The 18,566-nt window shown below is 31.5% G+C and carries 23 protein-coding genes and 1 pseudogene; 16 read left to right on the forward strand and 8 right to left on the reverse strand.

The window, feature by feature from the left end:
* Positions 1–39: 39 nt before the first annotated feature.
* From DB313_RS06060 to DB313_RS06080, 5 genes are all read left to right on the forward strand, one after another.
* Positions 40–420, forward strand: coding sequence for a YqaJ viral recombinase family protein (locus DB313_RS06060; RefSeq protein ID WP_274542547.1), 381 nt, complete (start codon positions 40–42; stop codon positions 418–420).
* 10 nt (positions 421–430) lie between these two features.
* Positions 431–1,090, forward strand: a complete 660-nt coding sequence (locus DB313_RS06065; RefSeq protein ID WP_120104987.1) for a DUF244 domain-containing protein — start codon at positions 431–433, stop codon at positions 1,088–1,090.
* Between the two features lie 237 nt (positions 1,091–1,327).
* Positions 1,328–1,666, forward strand: coding sequence for a hypothetical protein (locus DB313_RS06070; RefSeq protein ID WP_120104988.1), 339 nt, complete (start codon positions 1,328–1,330; stop codon positions 1,664–1,666).
* 24 nt (positions 1,667–1,690) lie between these two features.
* Complete coding sequence (locus DB313_RS06075; protein WP_120104989.1) at positions 1,691–2,047, forward strand: hypothetical protein; 357 nt, start codon at positions 1,691–1,693, stop codon at positions 2,045–2,047.
* Positions 2,048–2,136: 89 nt separating this feature from the next.
* Positions 2,137–2,547: a DUF261 family protein gene (locus DB313_RS06080; RefSeq protein WP_120104990.1), complete on the forward strand. Its 411-nt coding sequence runs from the start codon at positions 2,137–2,139 to the stop codon at positions 2,545–2,547.
* Between the two features lie 867 nt (positions 2,548–3,414).
* Here the strand turns inward: DB313_RS06080 and DB313_RS06085 are convergent.
* Complete coding sequence (locus tag DB313_RS06085) at positions 3,415–3,771, reverse strand: hypothetical protein (protein ID WP_120104991.1); 357 nt, start codon at positions 3,769–3,771, stop codon at positions 3,415–3,417.
* Between the two features lie 265 nt (positions 3,772–4,036).
* Here DB313_RS06085 and DB313_RS06090 point away from each other — a divergent pair, with 265 nt between their 5' ends.
* The gene (locus DB313_RS06090; protein ID WP_120104992.1) at positions 4,037–4,765 is read left to right on the forward strand and encodes a DNA adenine methylase; all 729 of its coding nucleotides are present in this window, start codon (positions 4,037–4,039) and stop codon (positions 4,763–4,765) included.
* Positions 4,766–4,797: 32 nt separating this feature from the next.
* Here the strand turns inward: DB313_RS06090 and DB313_RS06095 are convergent, their stop codons facing one another.
* Positions 4,798–5,358, reverse strand: coding sequence for a tyrosine-type recombinase/integrase (locus DB313_RS06095; protein ID WP_238614549.1), 561 nt, complete (start codon positions 5,356–5,358; stop codon positions 4,798–4,800).
* A gap of 874 nt (positions 5,359–6,232) precedes the next feature.
* On the opposite strand from DB313_RS06095, the gene DB313_RS06510 reads away from it, so the two are divergent.
* The 9 genes and pseudogenes from DB313_RS06510 (at position 6,233) to bdr (DB313_RS06540) (ending at position 11,032) form a co-directional block, all read left to right on the forward strand.
* A complete protein-coding gene (locus DB313_RS06510; RefSeq protein ID WP_161555048.1) occupies positions 6,233–6,394 on the forward strand; it encodes a hypothetical protein in 162 nt (53 codons plus the stop codon).
* A 368-nt stretch (positions 6,395–6,762) separates the two neighbouring features.
* Complete coding sequence (locus DB313_RS06100; RefSeq protein WP_120104993.1) at positions 6,763–7,353, forward strand: DUF603 domain-containing protein; 591 nt, start codon at positions 6,763–6,765, stop codon at positions 7,351–7,353.
* 18 nt (positions 7,354–7,371) lie between these two features.
* Positions 7,372–8,603: pseudogene (locus DB313_RS06105) on the forward strand (PBSX family phage terminase large subunit).
* 92 nt (positions 8,604–8,695) lie between these two features.
* Positions 8,696–8,881: a hypothetical protein gene (locus tag DB313_RS06110; RefSeq protein WP_120104994.1), complete on the forward strand. Its 186-nt coding sequence runs from the start codon at positions 8,696–8,698 to the stop codon at positions 8,879–8,881.
* Positions 8,863–9,258, forward strand: a complete 396-nt coding sequence (gene bdr / locus DB313_RS06115; protein ID WP_120104995.1) for a Bdr family repetitive protein — start codon at positions 8,863–8,865, stop codon at positions 9,256–9,258. Before DB313_RS06110 ends, bdr (DB313_RS06115) begins: the two co-directional genes overlap by 19 nt.
* A 168-nt stretch (positions 9,259–9,426) precedes the next feature.
* A complete protein-coding gene (locus tag DB313_RS06120; RefSeq protein WP_120104996.1) occupies positions 9,427–9,642 on the forward strand; it encodes a hypothetical protein in 216 nt (71 codons plus the stop codon).
* A gap of 146 nt (positions 9,643–9,788) precedes the next feature.
* On the forward strand, positions 9,789–10,097 hold the full coding sequence (locus tag DB313_RS06125) for a hypothetical protein (RefSeq protein ID WP_120104997.1): 309 nt from the start codon (positions 9,789–9,791) through the stop codon (positions 10,095–10,097).
* Positions 10,098–10,192: 95 nt separating this feature from the next.
* Positions 10,193–10,393 (forward strand): hypothetical protein, encoded by a 201-nt coding sequence (locus tag DB313_RS06130; RefSeq protein ID WP_120104998.1) that lies wholly within the window; start codon positions 10,193–10,195, stop codon positions 10,391–10,393.
* A gap of 546 nt (positions 10,394–10,939) precedes the next feature.
* Positions 10,940–11,032 carry a Bdr family repetitive protein gene (gene bdr, locus DB313_RS06540; RefSeq protein ID WP_238614550.1) on the forward strand — a complete coding sequence of 31 codons (93 nt, stop codon included), beginning with the start codon at positions 10,940–10,942 and terminating at the stop codon, positions 11,030–11,032.
* Between the two features lie 234 nt (positions 11,033–11,266).
* Here bdr (DB313_RS06540) and DB313_RS06135 read toward each other — a convergent pair whose 3' ends face one another.
* From DB313_RS06135 to DB313_RS06145, 3 genes are all read right to left on the reverse strand, one after another.
* The gene (locus DB313_RS06135) at positions 11,267–11,818 is read right to left on the reverse strand and encodes a hypothetical protein (RefSeq protein WP_120104999.1); all 552 of its coding nucleotides are present in this window, start codon (positions 11,816–11,818) and stop codon (positions 11,267–11,269) included.
* Between the two features lie 345 nt (positions 11,819–12,163).
* A complete protein-coding gene (locus DB313_RS06545) occupies positions 12,164–13,459 on the reverse strand; it encodes a coiled-coil domain-containing protein (RefSeq protein WP_238614551.1) in 1,296 nt (431 codons plus the stop codon).
* 148 nt (positions 13,460–13,607) lie between these two features.
* Positions 13,608–13,952, reverse strand: coding sequence for a hypothetical protein (locus DB313_RS06145; protein ID WP_120105000.1), 345 nt, complete (start codon positions 13,950–13,952; stop codon positions 13,608–13,610).
* 204 nt (positions 13,953–14,156) lie between these two features.
* Here DB313_RS06145 and DB313_RS06150 point away from each other — a divergent pair, with 204 nt between their 5' ends.
* A complete protein-coding gene (locus DB313_RS06150) occupies positions 14,157–14,930 on the forward strand; it encodes a BB0158 famile outer surface lipoprotein (RefSeq protein ID WP_120105001.1) in 774 nt (257 codons plus the stop codon).
* Between the two features lie 251 nt (positions 14,931–15,181).
* On the opposite strand, the gene DB313_RS06155 is transcribed toward DB313_RS06150, so the two are convergent.
* From DB313_RS06155 to DB313_RS06165, 3 genes are all read right to left on the reverse strand, one after another.
* Positions 15,182–15,988 (reverse strand): BB0158 famile outer surface lipoprotein, encoded by an 807-nt coding sequence (locus DB313_RS06155; protein WP_120105002.1) that lies wholly within the window; start codon positions 15,986–15,988, stop codon positions 15,182–15,184.
* Positions 15,989–16,060: 72 nt separating this feature from the next.
* Entirely contained in the window at positions 16,061–17,419 is a 1,359-nt protein-coding gene (locus DB313_RS06160; protein WP_120105003.1) for a hypothetical protein, read from the reverse strand.
* Between the two features lie 153 nt (positions 17,420–17,572).
* Entirely contained in the window at positions 17,573–18,367 is a 795-nt protein-coding gene (locus DB313_RS06165) for a hypothetical protein (protein ID WP_120104933.1), read from the reverse strand.
* Between the last annotated feature and the right edge of the window lie 199 nt (positions 18,368–18,566).

Consider the following 18,566-nt stretch of genomic DNA (forward strand, 5'->3'; position numbering starts at 1 on the left):
TCAATTGAGTTTAATTTACAGAGGGACAATTTAAAGAGAATTGGCGCTAGTGAAGTAGCTAATATCTTTACAGGAGAGCGTGATTTAGCGCAAGTTATGATAACTATACTCTATAAGGCATTTGGCAAGCAGCAACAAGATAGGGAAGAGACACTTGGTATGAAAAAAGGCAAGTTGTTAGAGAATTTAGGCTTTGAAGAGCTTACAAGACTACATGGTGACGCGGTACAGGCTTTATATAAGAATAAATATTCAAATGGAATTGATAAGTATAATTATTTTAAAAAAATAGATGGAGCAGATAATTTAGTTGGGGCAACCATTGATGGATGGTTTATTAATAATTGTGAGGAGGCAGAACTTTTAGAGATTAAATGCAGCGATAAAAATCATTTAGCAGTTAGCATGTACGGGACTTAATAAGGCAAATTTGTTCTTTTTAGTAGGAGATACTCCCATAAATTGTCTTATTAATAGGAATAATGCTTTTGTCGCAAAAATACTTGAATATGTTTTACTACTAGAAAATGAGATTATCTCTTTAAGACAATTTATGGAGCATGATAGAGAAGTTAATGTTTATGGCCTAGATGAGGAGGAGTTGGCTTGCTATATAGAGAAGTTAGTTACAGGTAGCAATTTTTATAGCAAACTAGCAGATTTTGATTATGTTAGTGAATTTGTTGAGTTTGTTGAGTGTGTTAAGTTAGAGTTAGAAGAGTCTAGTGCTATTTGTTTAGAGACAAATATAGAAAAGATAAGAGAGTTTAAAGCTTGCCTTAAGGAATATGAACGTGAACATACAAGAGTAACTAAACCCATTAAAGATGATATAAAGAGGCTATTAGAAGTTGTTAATACCCAAAATCCATTAATTGAGAGTGAGTCTGTTGCTTATAGGTTTGGTGATAAGATATTTAGTTTAAATATGAGCAAGCGTGCTATTGCAGATAAGCTTACTTTATATAGTAAACCTAAGATATTAGATACTACTGCACCTACAGAGGATGTTAGTGGCATATCAAGGTGGCTTAATCTTGACTATAGTCCCATAATTACTGATGTATCAAATTTAGCTTTTGCAAATTAAGTAACTTATTAAGAAATAGGAGGGCATTTTGCCCTTTTATTTCTTAATTTAGAGTCTATTTAGTAGTAAAAGTTAGGGGCGGTTATTAAAGGAATTAGTGCTACTATTATTTAATAGAACAAATATCAGGTATTTTAGGTAAGCATAATCTTTATCAAAGACTCTTTAGAGTACCCCCCTTATTCAAATTTTTGAGTATATGTGACAAATTAACTAAATGTTTAAGGAGAGGAGTATATGTATATCATATTTTTATTGATTGTTTGTTCAGCTGTAGTTACATTCTTTATTGTATTATCAGGATTTATATTAATCAAAATATATAGGATACTTTTTGGGAGTACTAGTAAAGTATTGTATAGGGTTAAGAGGACGCGTAAAGAAGTAGACAAGAGTTCAGGGGAGATAGAAGATGTAGCATCTGCTTACGCTCTAAGAGTAGAAACAGAGAAGGGTCGAGAGAAACAGCAAAAAGAGACTTTAAAGCAGGCTAATGAGCTAAGGCAAGCTGAACTAGCCCGTAGCAAACAATTGCGGTCAAGAAATATAACTAAAAGTAAGCTAAGAAATAGATAAATAATTTAGAGTGGGGTGCTTTTTGTGGACTTAAGGATAGTAACTAGAGCAGAGATTATAGCCAGAATGGAACAGCGACGGGATGATTTTAGTAAGTCTTTATTTGTTAAAGGTAAAAAAAGAGTGGGTTGTTTTGAGTTTAGAAAAGCATTAGCTCGCTTTTATCCTAAAGACAGTGATTTTGATGCACACTTTTACCTTAATGGGTATATAAATCATTTCTTTACAGGCAAACTAGACATTAAAGGTGAAAAGATTATGAGTATGAATGATTATATTTTTGTTGTAAAGGAAGAATTTAGTATAGATACTTTTATAAGCAGTATGTTGGTTTTAGTTGAATTGCATTTACTCTTCGCTTTATATAAAGGAGATGAGTAAGTAGAGATTGACTTAATTCTTAAAGAGCTGAAACACAATTAATTTGCTATAAATTTTATATAAGTTATTTAAAAAAAGAGGTTTAAAAAATGATAATAGAGTCAATAAGACAGGATAACAGGCAGTTAATATCTTGTATAGGAAAGTGGGGGTGTTATTTTTTGTGTCTTCACTACTTTATAAGCGTGTTTAAAGGAATTGAGTTTACTGTTAGTGATATTAATATAAACTATGGCAAATTTGTATGCATGGAGCTTATTAGAAGTAATTGCTATATATTAGACCCGTGTAGGATACTCAAAGCATATGGACTTGCAACAAGTGTGAGGCGTGAATTTGAAATAAGTGAAGTTAAGATTAAGGATTTAGCAGGATATCACTTCATGGCTACAAAAAATTCAAGTGTGCTTTATGATTCACTTGCACTTAAAGAACGCGGTACGAGCTATAGTATAACTTCAAAACGCATATTTATCTTATTTAGTAAAAAAAAAGAATAAGACCACAGGAAATATTTGGTCTTATTCTTTTCAAAGTAAAAGGTAAACTTATAGTACTTAACTTTTACCTTTTATTGAAGGATCATCTATGTGTTATGACCATAATACTTGTATGTGGATATTATTAATAAAAGCCAATAAAGCTATTTAAAATAAAGAGCGTATTGAAACCAAAGTTTCTTTTTATATCTAAAATAATGTTATTTGATAAAAGGAGAATATACTCTTATTTAAGAAATAGACTTAAAGCTTTTATTAATAATAGCTACAAAACATGTAGCCTCCTTTAATTCTTTGTTATAAATTAGGATATTTATAAATTTATTGGGTAAAATAATTCAAATATCCTAATTTATAACATAAAATCTATAAAAGCCCATAATAGCGAAGTAACATCCGTTTATCAAAACTTACTCTTTGCTAGTAAAGTTCTTAAAGATTAAACTATAAGCGATTCGTTATATTGTCTATATAACGAATGACTGCAATCATAAGAACAAATATCAGTGTAGCAAAAATAACCCTCTCCTTATCCAAATATTAACTTTAAAAAATATATCGCTTATCAATATAAAAACAAATGTCCAAAGGCCTATGGACATTTGTTAAATTATCTGAATTTAGCTAATTTATTACATGTAAAGTAAAAGAGAATTATGAAAAAATGTATAAAAATTTTCATAAAAATAAAAATGCTCTAAAAAGGCTTTTAGGGTCAGTTTTGGCTCATAAAAATAAACAAATGTCCAAAGGCCTTTGGACATTTGCCTTTAATTAAGACAAGATGAAGTATAATAAAAAAAGGCATACTTAAGTATGCCTTTTTATGCAAGTGTTAGATGAAGTTAATTAAATTTTTGTTGATGTTTATTTATCGAATTCTGCATTTGCATATTTTGAAGAATATACAGCGATGATTTTATCGATACCTCTATTTATTCTTTTCCTAACACGCTCTTCAATTTCTATAACATTCTCTTCAAATTCAGATATTTTAACAACAAAATCAGCTAGCTTTTCATCCTGTTTTGCTAGTGAAATATTATTCTTTAATAGTCTTTTATTTAAAGCCTTAATATGTTTATCAATATATGGTATTACATTTACTTCTTTTTGTAGTTTTGCTATTATGTCCTTTAAAAACATAAATTGTTCATTAATAGGCAAGAGCTGTTCATTAATAATTTGTTTTATAAACTCTGTATCTTTTTTATTTGTTTCCATAATGCCTCCTAATAATAAAGTAATAAATAAATAGTCATAATGCTTCTTAACACATGCATAAATGTGTATTAAATAAGTAATTATAACAAAAATAATAGTTTTTGTTAAGTTTGTAGGTGAATAAAAGATACTGCTTATTTAAAAGAACAAGTAAATTTGTTATAATTGTGTTTAAGTTAAAAAAATGTTTTAAAAAGGTATTAAAATTGAAATTAATAAATAGAGAAGGGAACAAGTACCGATATAGGAAGAAAATAATAAGTTTATTCCCAAATATGATTGCTATATTGAAGGGTTTTTGGGTACAGGGGCGATATTTTTAAACAAACCACTAGCTAAATATAATATATTAAATGACCATTCAAGATTTATATATGAACTGTTTTTGATGCTTAAAGAGGAGCCTTGTGAGCTATACAGAAGAGTAGAGGACGCATTAATTTATGACAAAATAATAAATGAGAATCAAGATAAGATAGAGTATCAGCTATTGCGTAGTCTATATTCTATCTACACATCATGTACTGCTACTATTGTTTTGGGAAGGCGCAACGCGAAGAAAATATTTTTGGAAAAGCTTGCTTTATATCGGGAGACAGTACAAAAAATGCTAATGCATACTGTTATAACCTGTCGTGATATATTTAAGTTTTTAGCCTCAATAGAGAGTAGAAATAAGATTTATTCAACTTTTATTTATCTAGACCCGCCATACGCAGTATCAAAAGGGCGTCTTTTTGATAATAAGGGATGGAGTCTGTCTTTACTAGAAAAACTTATTGTTGAAGTTAAACGGTATGAGTGGCAGTTTGCAATAAGTGAGTTTGATGATACTGCTGTGATAGAATTATTTAAAAAACACGGCCTTTATATAACCACAATATCAAAATCAAGTGGTGCGAGTAGCAAATTTGGGTACGATAAACATGAAATACTAGCAACTTCATTTAATTTAAGGGTAAGTCAAGACGACAGAAGAGTATTATTTAAGTAATTAGGAGTTTATTTTCTTAAAGGCGCTTAAGATTATAAAGGAATACTACTTCTAATATCTTTATCACTTTGTATTTTACAAGCAGGAGATAGTCCATAAACATTATCAATCTCAGAAGTAGACGCGTATTTCATAATCTCTTTAATGCTAAAAGAATTGTATCCCTTACTCTTAAGTGAGGCTACAAACATATTACGGCAAATATGAAGTGATTTTCTTGAATTAAACCCATTGGCTTTAAGAAGAGCTTTAAATTTACGAGATATAGTTAAAATATCAATTTTATTATCCCTAAATTTATGTTTAGTTTTGCAAAAAAGATATTTGCGCTTAGCGTCACAACCCTTTTTAGCAAAATATTGTCTGTGTGCGTCCATTATAGCCATAAACTCGCCTTCACTTATAACAACATCCCTAATATGAGTCTTGTCTCTTTTCTTAGCTACATTAACTTGCATATTGTAAAACACTTCACCACTACTATTGTGATTCTCTTCACGAGAAATATCAGCCAGCCGTACGCCCTGTATTTCACAGCCCCTACAGCCTGTTATTGCCAGTACATGTATAAAACCAACCAGATATAGGGTCACTATTCTTCAAAGAGTCAATACACCTGTAAACCTTGCGTTTACTAGCCTCGGTTAAGTAAAATCTAGTGCCATTGTTGTTATAGCTACTACTAATCGAATCCTGTTCTTTTTTCCGTCGGCTCTGCTTGCTAAGCAACTCTTTAATTTCAGTTTGGTATTATTTAATATCATTTTGATTTTGTTTGGCAAGTAGCAATAACTCTTGATTTTGATTTAAAAGATTAATAATTAAAGACTTATCATCTTGTATATTCATAAAATTAGCCAACCCTTTAACTTATTTTAACCAAATTTAGCTCTATTTTAAGCATATTTTATGGCTCTAATTATAGCAAAAATATAGTAGGCATTTATAGTAGAAGTGAGTCTCGTTGTAAACAAAATAGGGCAAAAATTGTGCTCTATGGTCTCTCTTGTCTTAAAATAACGATTTGTTTTACTATTTCACACAGTTTACCCTACATACTCTGTGCGATAACCACTAATTTTAGCCTAAATACCCCTTATTTGACTCTAAAGAGTGCACTGCAATTTACAATGACGACTCTTCTTTTTGACCCAAAACAATAGACTCATTTTCTTAACTTTTCTTAAGCTCTGTCTTGGCACAAAAAACAATTTTTAAATTCTTTACTTAAAAAAAAGAATTTAATTGAAGTTTTATAAAATAGGAATTGCTCCTACGGGGGTAAAACTTCAATTGATAAGATATTTCCTAAATATTTTAAAGGAAAAGGTAATAATAAAAATACACTTTTTATACAAAAAATCAACAAAAACTACTAAATTAGCAAAAATTGATATGAATTTGCTAATTTTGAAGTAACTTTTCTATTGATTAAATTTAACAAAAATTTATAGGAGTAAATTGATTATGAACAGAATACCTTTTATTAAACTACTAGTCTTAGCATCTTGTGCTTTTGTGGGGTGTAATCATAGCTCAAACACACTAGAATCAACTACAGCGGATGGTGTTACTAGAACTTATACTCAAACAGTGACTAACACAGGTTTAGGCTTTGTTGTTAGATAGGCTACTTGTGAAACAAGACCTGTTGAAAAGGCTAAAAGAAAATAGTAGTTGTGTTATTTTTGGAAAAAAGAGTAGACCGTAAAGGTACTACTCTTTTTTTTTGCTTGCAACCATTATGGTTTCGCAACACTTAAGTAAATATAGGACAATTTTTTAAAAAAAAGGTTAAGTCAAGCTATTTGATTAGCCTTTTATGGTATTTTAAGTTGGACTTTACTTAACCTTAAATTTGTTATAAATAAATACGAAAAAGCTTATTTAAAATATACACTAATTATGACAAAAACACTCCTTATAGGAAAAGATTGCATTTGCAATATTATTTTAACAATAGTTAATAAATTTATTTAAAAGTTAGGAACCAGTTAATGCAGACCAGTAGTAGAAGTAATAAATCTTTTATTGATTATATCCCTTATTTTAGAGAAGGTAAGCTAAAAGATACAGAGATAGCCATTTTAATGAGTGTGTCTCATGTTAATGTATGGAAAATGAGGCGTAAGTGGGAACAGGTTAAGGATAGCCCTGAGTATAGCAGTAGTAGTGGCGTTAGTAGTTCAAGTGAAGACGAGTTTGCTAGTCTTATTGCAAAAAACATTAAGGCTGAGTCTTTGTCTAGTAACACTAGATTTGAATTAGAGCATGAAATTAATTTAATTGGCATTGATTTTATTAAGTCTTTTAGGAAATATTTTTGTTTAGAATTTAGCAAATATTATGAGGAGGCTAGCAGACTTGAAGATGATATTTTATCTATTAAGGTCAATCTTAAGAGTAGTAAGTTGAAGCGGGGTGATATTTTTGAGTCTCTAAATCAAGAGTTAGAGGAGAAGATAAACGCACTTTCTTCACTAAAAAAACAAATAACACTAAAGGAAATGTCACTGCTCTATGATGCACTCCTTAAGCTAAATTCTATAGCTAATTTAGGAAGAAAAGAGCGTAAAGGGACTACTTAAACACAGATAGAATAAACAATGATTTTATTTAAGAGTAGTCTTTTTATTAAGAAACAAAGGCATTAAAAGAAAAGATATGGCATTGATATAGCAGATTTACTAAAGAATACTGCTGTAGCTAAACCTAATTTTAAAGCATTTGAAGATAAACATTTACTTCGAAAACAACGGGAAGTACTAAGGGACATAGAAAAGCATAGACACACTAAGATAGTCTTAAGTGGTGGTATTGCTAGTGGCAAGACATTCCTTGCGTGTTATCTCTTTATTAAGAATTTGTTAGAAAATAGGGCACTCTATTTAGCAGATACAAATAATTTCATATTAGGTAATTCTGCTAAAGCTATTGAAGTCAATCTTTTAGGACAATTTGAAAAAGTGTGTAGCCTGCTTAAAATCCCTTTTGTTACAAAAAAAGCAAATACTTCTCATATTCTAATAGACGGACTTAGGGTTAACCTTTATGGAGGTGATAAGACTACTGATTATGAGCGTTTTAGGGGGTCTAATACTTCTCTAGTCTATGTTAATGAGGCTACTACACTGCATAAAGACACGCTACTTGAGGCTTTAAAGCGATTAAGACATGGACAAGAGGTTGTTATTTTTGATACAAATCCTGACCACCCCGCCCATTTTTTCAAAACTGATTATATTGACAAGACAGATGTATATAAGACTTATAATTTTACAACATATGATAATGCTATCTTGAGTAAGTCATTTATAAAAACACAGGAAAATCTATACAAGTCCACGCCAACATATAAAGCCCGCGTGCTTTATGGTGAGTGGGTAGCTAGCCAAGAGGCTATATTTAGCAATATTGTGTTAAATGGCTCATATATGTATCAGAGTCCCATTTGCTACATTGACCCCTCATTTAGTATGGGGAGTGATAACACTGCTGTTTGTGTTCTGGAACAGTTTGAAGATAAATTTTATGCATTCCTTTATCAAGATAAGCGTCCTGTTAATGATTCTTATGTCATATCTACAATTAAGGCTATAATAGAAAAATTTAATGTTTCTAAACTCTATATAGAAGAGCGTGATAACACACAAGGATTAGGTATGCTAACTTCTATTATGCTGAATCTTCGTGATAAGATAGAAACACATTATTTGCTTACAGGGGTGATAATACTGTTTGTGACGATGCACTAGATAGCCTGTCTTGTGCTTATTTGCTATTAAATTTAAATAGGAGGAAGCGTGAAGTGCATTTTTCTAAATTAAAGTACTTTTAATCAAGTCTTTAAAAAATTTATGCTAAATTATAACTTATACTTTTCAAGTCTATTATTGATGTTGTATTATTAAATGAGGAGAGGTGCGCATAATGAAATTCTTTTTAACTATGCTTATTGGCTTAATACTGAATAATTATACTGTTTTTGGGGCTGAGACTGAGAATAAAGGTCAGTTTGTCGGGTATGAAGCTAAGAGTATGAATTATTCTAATGAAAATAAAGTTGAAATTGTCAAAAAGCAGAGTAACTTTAATGAATGCAACACATACATATAACAGAGCAAATGGTAATAGATGAATTTGTTAAGATTGGGTTTAATGAGACAATTGATAGTGATATTGCAAATAGATATTATCATAATGAGATTAGTTATAAAGCCCTCCAGCTTATTAAAATGGAGCTTAAAGGAGATATTGCTGATGTTAAGAATGAGCTTAAAGGAGATATTGTTGCTGTTAAGAATGAGCTTAAAGGAGATATTGTTGCTGTTAAAAATGAGCTTAAAGATGTTAAAAATGAAATTAAATGCGATATTGCTTTACTTAATGTTAAGATTGATAATTTAGAAAAGAATAATAGATGGTTTTTTGGCTTATCATTTGCCATATGGTTAACCACTATAGGTGGTTTTATTGCCCTCTTTTTAAAATAACCCACAACTTAAAACCCTTGAATTTAACAAGAGCATAAATCTTAATTTAATGTAATATAATGTATTTTAATTTATATGTAGGAGGGGACATATGATTTATTTAGCATAATGAGGCTTCCAATTATTTTTATTTAAGTAATTTTATGAGTAGAGTAATTGGAGGTGTTTATGAAGACTTTGAAGTATTTTTGGGCATATTTAAACCGCATTGACCCAAATTCATTATTAGTAGAAATGATATTTGCTATATTTTATTTTGTGCTTTGCTACCTTTCTACGCTATCACATTATAGATATGATAAGCTACAAGATGAACTTTCAGCTGAAAAGGTAAAGCAAGCTTGGGTTTTGTATGAAGAGCATAAGGCCTCAGGGGCAAGGTAAGCAGATGGTTTTTTAGAAACACATTAAATGTATTTATGCCAAATAGAAGTTTAAGTACAAATTTGTATTTGGCATATTGTTAAATACAGTATTAATTTTGTTTAGGGCTTAAAGATAGATTAGATTTGTAAGTTTAGGAGATACTAGTGGTATTACTAAGAGCCATAAGGTGGCTAATAGCGATACTAAAAGGTTTCTTTAAACAAGTATTACTTTTATTAAAGGGTTTAGCTAGTTATTTAATAAGAATAGTACTTGTTTTAGTGAAAGCTTTAGGAGTGCTTTTTGTTTATTTTAAAGATATAATTATTAGTTTTTATAACAGGAATAGTGAATTCATTTTAATGATGTTTATTGTTATTGTATTGTTCTTATCATTTTTAGTTTTAACATATCAAGGAACTTTAAAAGAGACTTGTAGAGGATTTTATGGCAGGGTAAAGTGTTGGAAGTGAGTAGCTTTTATTAAGATTAAACTTGACAAAAGCAGTTTTTTAGTGTGTTATAAAAAAATTATTATTTATTAATGTATTTTTAAAAAAGTTTGATTATGAAACTATATGCAAATCTTAATCCTCTGGATTTATACCGATATTCTATATTTTTTAGGAATTATATTGAAAATGTAGCTGAGGACACAGTAAAGAACGGAATTACTTTACTTAAAACAGGAGTAGGTGGTGTTGTTGAGAGGAGGGAATTGATGCACTTAAGGTTGAGCTTAAGGAGGCGCTACTTAATGCTATTATAAGCTATAGGTTTAATGGTGTTGGCTATATTTTAATTAGAACACATGATGATGAGCTTGACCTTGAGAGTGAAGTTTTAAGTGAATTACCTATAGGATTTACATATCTTGACTATTTGCGTGTTAGAGACAGGGACTATGAGTCAAGTTTTATTACCTATTCACTAAAGACTATAAGTCAAGATGAAGATGCTCCGCTACATGAAAAAGTTAGTATTAAAGAAGTTAGGTACACAAGAGTAGAGTTATAATATATGAGAATTATGACTCTATCCTAAACGCATATACCCCTGTTTATACAAAGAGTTCCCTACTTAAAGGGAATAAATAATGCACTTGAGAGCAAGCTTACAAGACTTAAGAATAGCCTTAATAATGAGGGTATTTTCTATACAGCAACACCAAACGCTAGACTTATGACCTTGATTTTCTTAAATAGGCACTTGAACTGGTTAAAGAATAGTTGAGTTTATTTTTTCACTTAAAGTATCCTTAAGACATAGTTAGCAGAAGAGGTTTTATATGCAACGCACACATATAACAGAATAAATGGTAATAGATGAATTTGTTAAGATTGGATTTAATGAGGAGATTGCTAGTGATATTGCAAATAGGTATTATCGTAATGAGGTTAATAATTAGTTACCTTGAAAATTTAGAGGAAACTTCAATATTAGGATAAAATTTCTAGAAAAAGAAAATTAGCTTAACAATAAAATATATAGTGTTAAAAGTGAACTTAACACCAATATAGATGCTAAATTTTAAGTATTAGTTACTAAGGTTGATTAGAGAAAAATCTAATTGTAAACTTATCGGAGTATTTATAACTATATTTACAAGCTAAAGTAGACTTACTCTTTAAGAATTTCTAGTTTAAGAGTTCTTAAACATAGTTAAACGACTTCCATTCTCTTTAAAATCACCTTTAATGAGACTAAGAAGCGAGTCATTATCAAGATTTCTGTTAATACTAATAGTAAGTGCACTATATGCAATTGGTAAAACAATATCATTTAAGTGTTGCTGCAAGCTTTGTCCATTAGAGCTTATTGCACTAGATAAGTTATCGAGCTTATCATTAGCGCCTTTAGATTTAAGAATCTTTACTATAATCTGTCCAACCTTAACAAGTTCTCTTCCCTTATCTGGATTCTTAGTTAACCACTGCAAAAAGTCATCAAGTCTTCTTTTGTGTAAAGGTTTAAGCTCAGCCCTTGTGTCACTACTACTTATGAAAGCTGTTAACTGAGTATGTAGGAACCCCAACACTTTAGTCTCTTCAGGAATTAAAGAATTATCATTACTTTGTTGTATGCCCATTTCTGTGCTACTAATTCCCGTTTCTTTATTATTCTCTGTATTAGGATTGTAAGGCAGACAACCATTAAATAGGAAGCAAATAAATAAGTGTAATAAAAATGACATATGTACACTCCTTTCTTTAATATAAAGAATATAGCAGTAATAGTATAAATGCATTGTGTTTAGCAGTACAGTGAAGAGACAAGAGTATCTTTTTTATGCAGTTTAGGGTAGTTTGAAGACAGAATAAAGATCTCCTTAAATATTTGTAGGGGTCATGTAGGCAAGGTGAAGTTTTTTTTTGTGTAATAAAGAAAGTTGCTGTATAATATGAATGTTGAAACAAGCATTTCAACATAAAATTGAATTCTTATTAAGGTAAATTAAGACTCTATTGATAGAGTCTTTTATATTTATGTGTAATAAAAAAGCCTAAGAGCAATACTTAGGCTTATGTTTATAAATCAATTATATCTTATTTTTTGTTGTAATTTCCTCTTCTAAGTCTTTAAGTATGCTAGGAAGACTACCCTTACTGTTGTCATTGATATAAGCTAATGTTTTGTGTATTAACTTAACAATGCCAATTGCTTTAGTTACTGCACCTGTTTGAAGACCATCTACAGTAACTGTAGATTTATACCCACCAAGATGACTTCTAACTCTACTACATAAAACCTTCAACTTGTCCTTTATGTCCTTTATGTTTTCAAACATAACATCAAAATCTTTGTCTTTTGAGTAACCCAATGACTTTCGTTCCTCAATTTTCTTTTGTGATTCTATTAATTGACTAAGTTTTATTGTCTTACCAATAATACTTTTAAGAGACTCATTTAATGCTTCTTTGTTGCTATCTTTGTTATTGTCTCTAATACCCTTTTCAAGTTCTTCTAACATATCAATGATACCATAAGCTTCATCTTGAGCCCTCTTAGCACTCTCTGTTAAGTCTTCAGTAACGCGTAGGAATTTTTGACTTCGGACTTTCTCTTCTTTTATCTTCTGTCGTATAGCCGCATATTGTTGAGATTCTTCTTTAATTTTCTCAATTTCTTGTTTTAATTTTGCTTCTTGCTCTTCATATTTAGTTTTTCTTCTCTTTTCTATTTCAATCTTTGTATTTATATCCTCAATAGCCTCTTTAATAACAGCACCCTTTTTTGAGGCATCAGTTAACGCTGCAGCTACTTGAGGTATTGATTGTGCTTTAGAGTCTAAATCTCCATGTTTAAGACCACTCTCTTTATCTACTTCTTCTTGAGCAACTGGTGTTTGCAAGTTGTCAACACTCCCAACATGCCCTGTGTTTGTTTGATTATTAGATAATTCTTTATTTAAATCGTCTTTTAATTGTTTTTTTAAATCTTCCAATGAAGTAATTTTCTTATCAATCTCTTTTGTATCCATTGAAGTATCTTTATCAATTGTGTGTATTTTTTCCTGTAGTTCATTTCTAAGAGCAATCTCTTGCTGAGCTTCTACTTGAGCTTCGATACCTTCACCAACAACACCATAAGCATCACTCTTCTCGTCTTCACCACCACCAGTAGAGTCAAAGTCTCCTAATAAATTAGCCTGCCTAGCAGAATCTAATTTTTCAGGTTCAAAGCCCGTACTAGCGTTAGAGACTAGGCTATCTATTGTATCTGTTGTTCTACTTTCCAGCAAAGCAAGCTCATCACCTAAATCATTATCTAGCGTACAGCTAAATAAGAGTGATATTAAAAATATGTTAGTTAAAATAAATTTGTTATACTGCATAAGTATCTCCTGTAAAACATGACCCTAAAAAGAGCATGCATTAAACTTGAGGGTGTGCCTACCTTAAGTCTTAATCTGTTGTGTATCTTATTATAGTGCAGAACTTAAGAAATAACACTTTACTTTAAGTAGTCTCTTCTCTGCTACACTACTTAGAAGAGTTACCACTACCACTACCAAACAAACCACTAAGACCACTAAATATGGATGTAACTGGTGCGAAAACAGCAGATGTCAAATTCTTAACTGCACCAACCAAAGTTTTAGGTTCATCGGAGTTTTTGTCTTCAGCTGCAGAAGCTACCTCAATAACCTCTTCAATCCCTTCGTCCTCATCCTCATCGTCCTCCTCCTCTTCGTCGTCGACCTCGTCAGCCTCAGCTAATTCAATCTCCTCCTCCTCAGCCATCTCATCAGCAAAATCTGCCACTTCTTGAGAACAAGAGATAACCATTGCAAGCAAAAGCAAAAATAAAAGATAAAACTTATTCATAAAAAACTCCTAAAAGGTAAATTTAAGTTAAAAAGGAAAGGTATTGCAATTTTGAGGAAAAACTATGTTTTTGTTATAGAAGGAGAAGTTATTCACTGTTTTGTGGAGTTAAAGTGTACTGATATTTCTATTTGAAGCAGGAAAATAAAAAAAGAGAGGATTTGTAATATAATTTTACTTTAATTTACTTTAAGGAGTTCTTTTATGAGGAAACCCGCCTTATTGATACTAATAGTGATGGTGGCATGTAATATAGGGAAGGAAGATGTTGCATTTGTAGAAGAGAGTAGTGCTGGTGTAGTTGATGTTAGTAGTCCTAGTAGAGTAGCTAGCGTAGAGGAAGGAGTTAGTTTTGAGGTATCTGAGGGGAAGACGAAAAGATGTTTGAGTGCAAGTCACTGGGCAGCTTTTTGGATCACATGCAGTACATGTTATGTTAACTGGATTAAGATAAAGCCTGTTGATATTAAGAGTCGGAAGGGCAAGGTAATAAAATCGTTGAAGGGAAGGCTAGGGTATTCATTCTCAATAACACCCCTTAAGTATAATAATGAAAGCAATAAGTATGTGATGCCATTGATAATGTTTGAAAGCTTAGATAGTTCGAATAGCGTTGAGGTTGTCTCATTTATGTTAACAGATTATCTGGAGCTTAATTTTAATAAGAGGGGAGGAACATTTGAAATACCTCGAGTAGAGAAATCTGCTGAGAATCCTGGTCGGAATGTGTATCCTTTTGGAATACTTAATATAGGAAATCCGAGTGGGGGAGAAGAGGTAATTGGTGCTATTGCAAGGCAGTATAAGGGAGGTAGATGGGAGAGTTTGCGAGCAAAGATAAGAGTTAAGGTTGAAGAGAAGGTTAAGGTATATAGCATAACACTTGATGCTAAGTTATTTAATGAGTTTATGAAGGAAGTATTTGCTAGGTATCCAGATGTTGCTAGTGAGAATAAGAAATTTAGAATACCTGTATAGTGAGGCAGACACTTTACTTAGGGTAGTAAATTTGGGTTAGTTTCTTATCATAAATAAAGTGGGATTTGCTACTACTGTGATGTTATTACTTATCTTTAGATAAGAGGATGTTAAAAGACAATCAAACAAAATCCATTTAAAAGGCAAGTCATTATTTTTTTAAGAACAGAAAAATATTTCTATTAAGAACGCAGTCTTAGAGGCAAGGACTAGTGAGTAAAACTAATCCTTGCCTAAAATAAATACAAGACTTAATCAGCAACAGGAATTCTGAATTTCTTATTATACTGGTTAGCCTTAGGATAACGAGCAAAGACTTGCTTCATAAATTCATTAAATAATCCAGTATCAAGTGTTATGTTGTAAGTTTTAGCACTGGAACTACCTTTCTCCTTAACAGTGATCTTGGCTCGTAAAGAACCCCATTTGCCTCCCTTAAACTGCTTTTCAATAGCGCTAATAACCTCATCGCCACCACTAGGCGAAGTAACACTAAGGATCCCAAAAGGATATACATCCTGATTCGGATTAGCAGGAGATTTCTCTACTCTAGGAAGATCAAAGGTGCCACCCTTTTTATTAAAATTAAGCTGTGGGAAATCTGTTAACTTGAAAGATAGGACCTCAAGACTATTAGAACTATCAAGGTTTTCAAAAACGATTTGGGGCATGATATAGCTATTGTGAGAGTCCCCATAAGATCCGCCATCATTGTATTTAAGAGGTAGAATAGAGAAAGAATAGCCAAGCCTGTTCTTAAAAGTCTTTGAAAGCTTTCCATTGCTTTTAGTAATAGCTAAGGGCTTAATCTTAATCCAAGAGACAAAACAAGTGGTGCACGTCCGAAACCATCTGTGATGAGGCAAAAGACACCGCTGTAATTTTCCTTCAACAACTTCGAAAGAAACGCCACCCGCACTCTTTACTGTAGCAGTAGCAACAGTAGAGCCCGAAACAACAGGAACATCACTCTCCTCTTCTAAGTGAGCAATCTCATCCTTTGCTAAGTCACAAGCAAGAAGAGCAGAAAGAATAAAAAATAAAGTAAGATTTCTCATAAGGAACTCCTTTAAGGTAAATTAATAGTAGTAAGAAGTGTAGAGCAAAAAGGAGATTTGTAAAGGGAATAGTTAAGATTTAACAACAAGGCCAATCCCCAGATAGTTGAAGGTGAAGTTATACTCAAGAAGACTAGCAGTGTTTAGGTTATAAATAAGAGGGGAGTAGTTGAGTTTGCTAAATAACTTAAGGCTATAGGAGGTATTATTGAAAGAGAATAGCTTAATAAGAGAGCCCAACTCAGCTTCAGAACCCAGTTGAATAGTATCTTTAACAGCAATAGGTCTATAAACAGACTTAATGTCAGTGTTGTATTTATTGAAAGACAAGAAGATACCATATGCTATGTATAGGGAGAAGAGTGAGTGAGAGAGGAGAGTAAAAGAGATACCAGAGGAGAATCTATTAGTAAATGAGTCTTTATCGGGAAGATTAATATCATAATTGGTGGCAATAGCAGCGTAGGATTTAAGTTGAGGCGTAAGAGAGTAGTAGAGTATGCTTCTTATTTGAAAGGGAATCATCCACTCGTAAGCAAAAGAGAATAGATTGCTTAAAGCAAAAATAGCATGTTGTTGGGGAGTATCATATTCTTTGGTAAAGATAACCCCAAACCCCCCAACACTAAAGAAGCGATTGTTACTAGAGAAATTTTCTATGTGAATAGTGTTAACGGAGGTAAAGTTTTTGGAATAGAGTTTGTATTGAATGCCCAAGCCACTCTCAGCTTCTTGAGTTATAGCATAAGCTTTAATTTCGTCAATCTTGTTTTGAGTTTGAAAGAAAAGTTTAGTAACAAGACCAATGTCTTTGTTTCTAAGATCAACCCCAAAACTTATTTTAGCAAAAAAATCAGCAAAGTAAGAAAAATCAAGATAGTTCTCAAGTAAAAGTAGTCCTCCATAGGAGTAGAGAAAAGCAGAGGAGATGAACCCCCTGTAATTATATGGCTCATAGGCTACAGGAGCGGGTCTAGTTTGCCTTACAAGAAGATGCAGAGTATTTTGTGTTAAAGCACCACCCCAGTTGCCATAAAGTAAGTTTTTAAAGCCAATGCCAAAATCAATATGACCAAAGTAGGATGAATCTTTTATTAAGGTAAAGGGGAAGAAGTATAAAGCCCCCAGTTCAATAATATCAGTCCTAGTTTGAACCGCAATAGGGTCATCTTTATAACCTCTGTAGGTAAAAGAGTGAGTTTCTATGTTAAGAGTAAAGTTGTACTTAGATTCAAAAGTAAAGACGATAGAACCACTACGAAGGTCATCAAAGAAATCACTAAAAGAAAAGCCATAGCTATCATTTAAAAGCTCAATATTGTATTTATCAACCCCGTCATTCCTGTGTTGAAATAAATGATTGTAAGAATAAGAGTTAGGGACAACTACTAGAAGAGAGAGAATAGCCGTCATAAGTTTTATGAGATGCATTTATTAAAATTTTACACCATTTATAAACACAAATAAGAACTTTCGCTCTTTTAAGAAGCTTATTTATTTCTAATAAGCTTCATCTTAACAATCAAAATAGCCTTTGTAAAGGAGTCTTTTCTTTAGAATGAATTGTGTTTAAGAGGAGGAGAGTTAGAAAAATGATTTTTGTGTAGAAAGGATAGAAGATAAAAGCTCTTTTCTATGTTTATAAGTAGATTTAAAATTAATGCCTTTCTCTTTAAGCTTAACCTTAAGGAATGCATTAAGATTATGTAGTGTATTTTTATGAGTAGCAAGATTGTTGGCGGAGAAGAAATCCTCTATAAGAAGAGCAATAGTGTGCTTAACAAGAGAATTACTAGCTTTATAAAAAGCAAGATTAGCTTTATTAATCCTTAGGGGAGTAAATGAATTAATATGTAGTATTATCTTAGCAAAACTTTCTATAACAGGTTTTCTAACCAATTGAATGTTGTTGACAGAGGCATTCTTTTGAGCTAGTGAAGTGCTTTGAGAGAGAATTAGAGAGTATATTTTCTCTAAAGTCTTTGTAGTAATATTAGAACGAAGTACTTTTTTAAGAATTCTATTAAGTTCCCATGCATTATAGTGAGGGTAAGGATTTTTAAGATAAAGTGCCCTAATAGAATGAACAACCAGTTTAGGATCAATTAAAGTATGTCTTATAAATTCTTTACTATTAGTTATCTTGTAAATGATAGTATTATTACTTTTTTGTTTAAGTATAATCTTATCATTCAGATGAGCAAGAGGAATACCAGTTGACATTATAATACCAAGTAGATTATGTTTAATATTGCCAGACTGAATTAAAGCAGTAGCTAATAGAATGAATTCACTAGAATTGACGCTAATAATATCAGTAGAATGCTTTTTAGTAATATTCTTTCGTTTCTTTGTAAAGAGATGTAAAAAATTAAACATTTATATACAATTATATACACTAACATGAGTAAAACAAGAGTAGGGACGCTTTTGCTTTTTGAGGGGCGCTTTGTGCAAGATTATATTTTTATGAGTTGCCAAGTGCTTTTTTATAGGAACCTTTTTGTATCTTTAGGGACGCGGATGTATTTATATAAGGAGCATTGAATAAAAGAAATATACTATTAGCAAATTAATA

The organism is Borrelia turcica IST7 (assembly GCF_003606285.1).
GTDB lineage: Bacteria > Spirochaetota > Spirochaetia > Borreliales > Borreliaceae > Borrelia > Borrelia turcica.

Bases quoted from the DNA above. Each gene is read 5' to 3' on its own strand.
- DB313_RS06070 (WP_120104988.1), top strand. From the start codon at position 1,328: ATGTATATCATATTTTTATTGATTGTTTGTTCAGCTGTAGTTACATTC.
- DB313_RS06080 (WP_120104990.1), top strand. From the start codon at position 2,137: ATGATAATAGAGTCAATAAGACAGGATAACAGGCAGTTAATATCTTGT.
- DB313_RS06085 (WP_120104991.1), bottom strand. From the start codon at position 3,771: ATGGAAACAAATAAAAAAGATACAGAGTTTATAAAACAAATTATTAAT.
- DB313_RS06510 (WP_161555048.1), top strand. From the start codon at position 6,233: ATGAACAGAATACCTTTTATTAAACTACTAGTCTTAGCATCTTGTGCT.
- DB313_RS06100 (WP_120104993.1), top strand. From the start codon at position 6,763: ATGCAGACCAGTAGTAGAAGTAATAAATCTTTTATTGATTATATCCCT.
- DB313_RS06110 (WP_120104994.1), top strand. From the start codon at position 8,696: ATGAAATTCTTTTTAACTATGCTTATTGGCTTAATACTGAATAATTAT.
- bdr (WP_120104995.1), top strand. From the start codon at position 8,863: ATGCAACACATACATATAACAGAGCAAATGGTAATAGATGAATTTGTT.
- DB313_RS06120 (WP_120104996.1), top strand. From the start codon at position 9,427: ATGAAGACTTTGAAGTATTTTTGGGCATATTTAAACCGCATTGACCCA.
- DB313_RS06130 (WP_120104998.1), top strand. From the start codon at position 10,193: ATGAAACTATATGCAAATCTTAATCCTCTGGATTTATACCGATATTCT.
- bdr (WP_238614550.1), top strand. From the start codon at position 10,940: ATGGTAATAGATGAATTTGTTAAGATTGGATTTAATGAGGAGATTGCT.
- DB313_RS06135 (WP_120104999.1), bottom strand. From the start codon at position 11,818: ATGTCATTTTTATTACACTTATTTATTTGCTTCCTATTTAATGGTTGT.
- DB313_RS06545 (WP_238614551.1), bottom strand. From the start codon at position 13,459: ATGCAGTATAACAAATTTATTTTAACTAACATATTTTTAATATCACTC.
- DB313_RS06145 (WP_120105000.1), bottom strand. From the start codon at position 13,952: ATGAATAAGTTTTATCTTTTATTTTTGCTTTTGCTTGCAATGGTTATC.
- DB313_RS06150 (WP_120105001.1), top strand. From the start codon at position 14,157: ATGAGGAAACCCGCCTTATTGATACTAATAGTGATGGTGGCATGTAAT.
- DB313_RS06155 (WP_120105002.1), bottom strand. From the start codon at position 15,988: ATGAGAAATCTTACTTTATTTTTTATTCTTTCTGCTCTTCTTGCTTGT.
- DB313_RS06160 (WP_120105003.1), bottom strand. From the start codon at position 17,419: ATGCATCTCATAAAACTTATGACGGCTATTCTCTCTCTTCTAGTAGTT.
- DB313_RS06165 (WP_120104933.1), bottom strand. From the start codon at position 18,367: ATGTTTAATTTTTTACATCTCTTTACAAAGAAACGAAAGAATATTACT.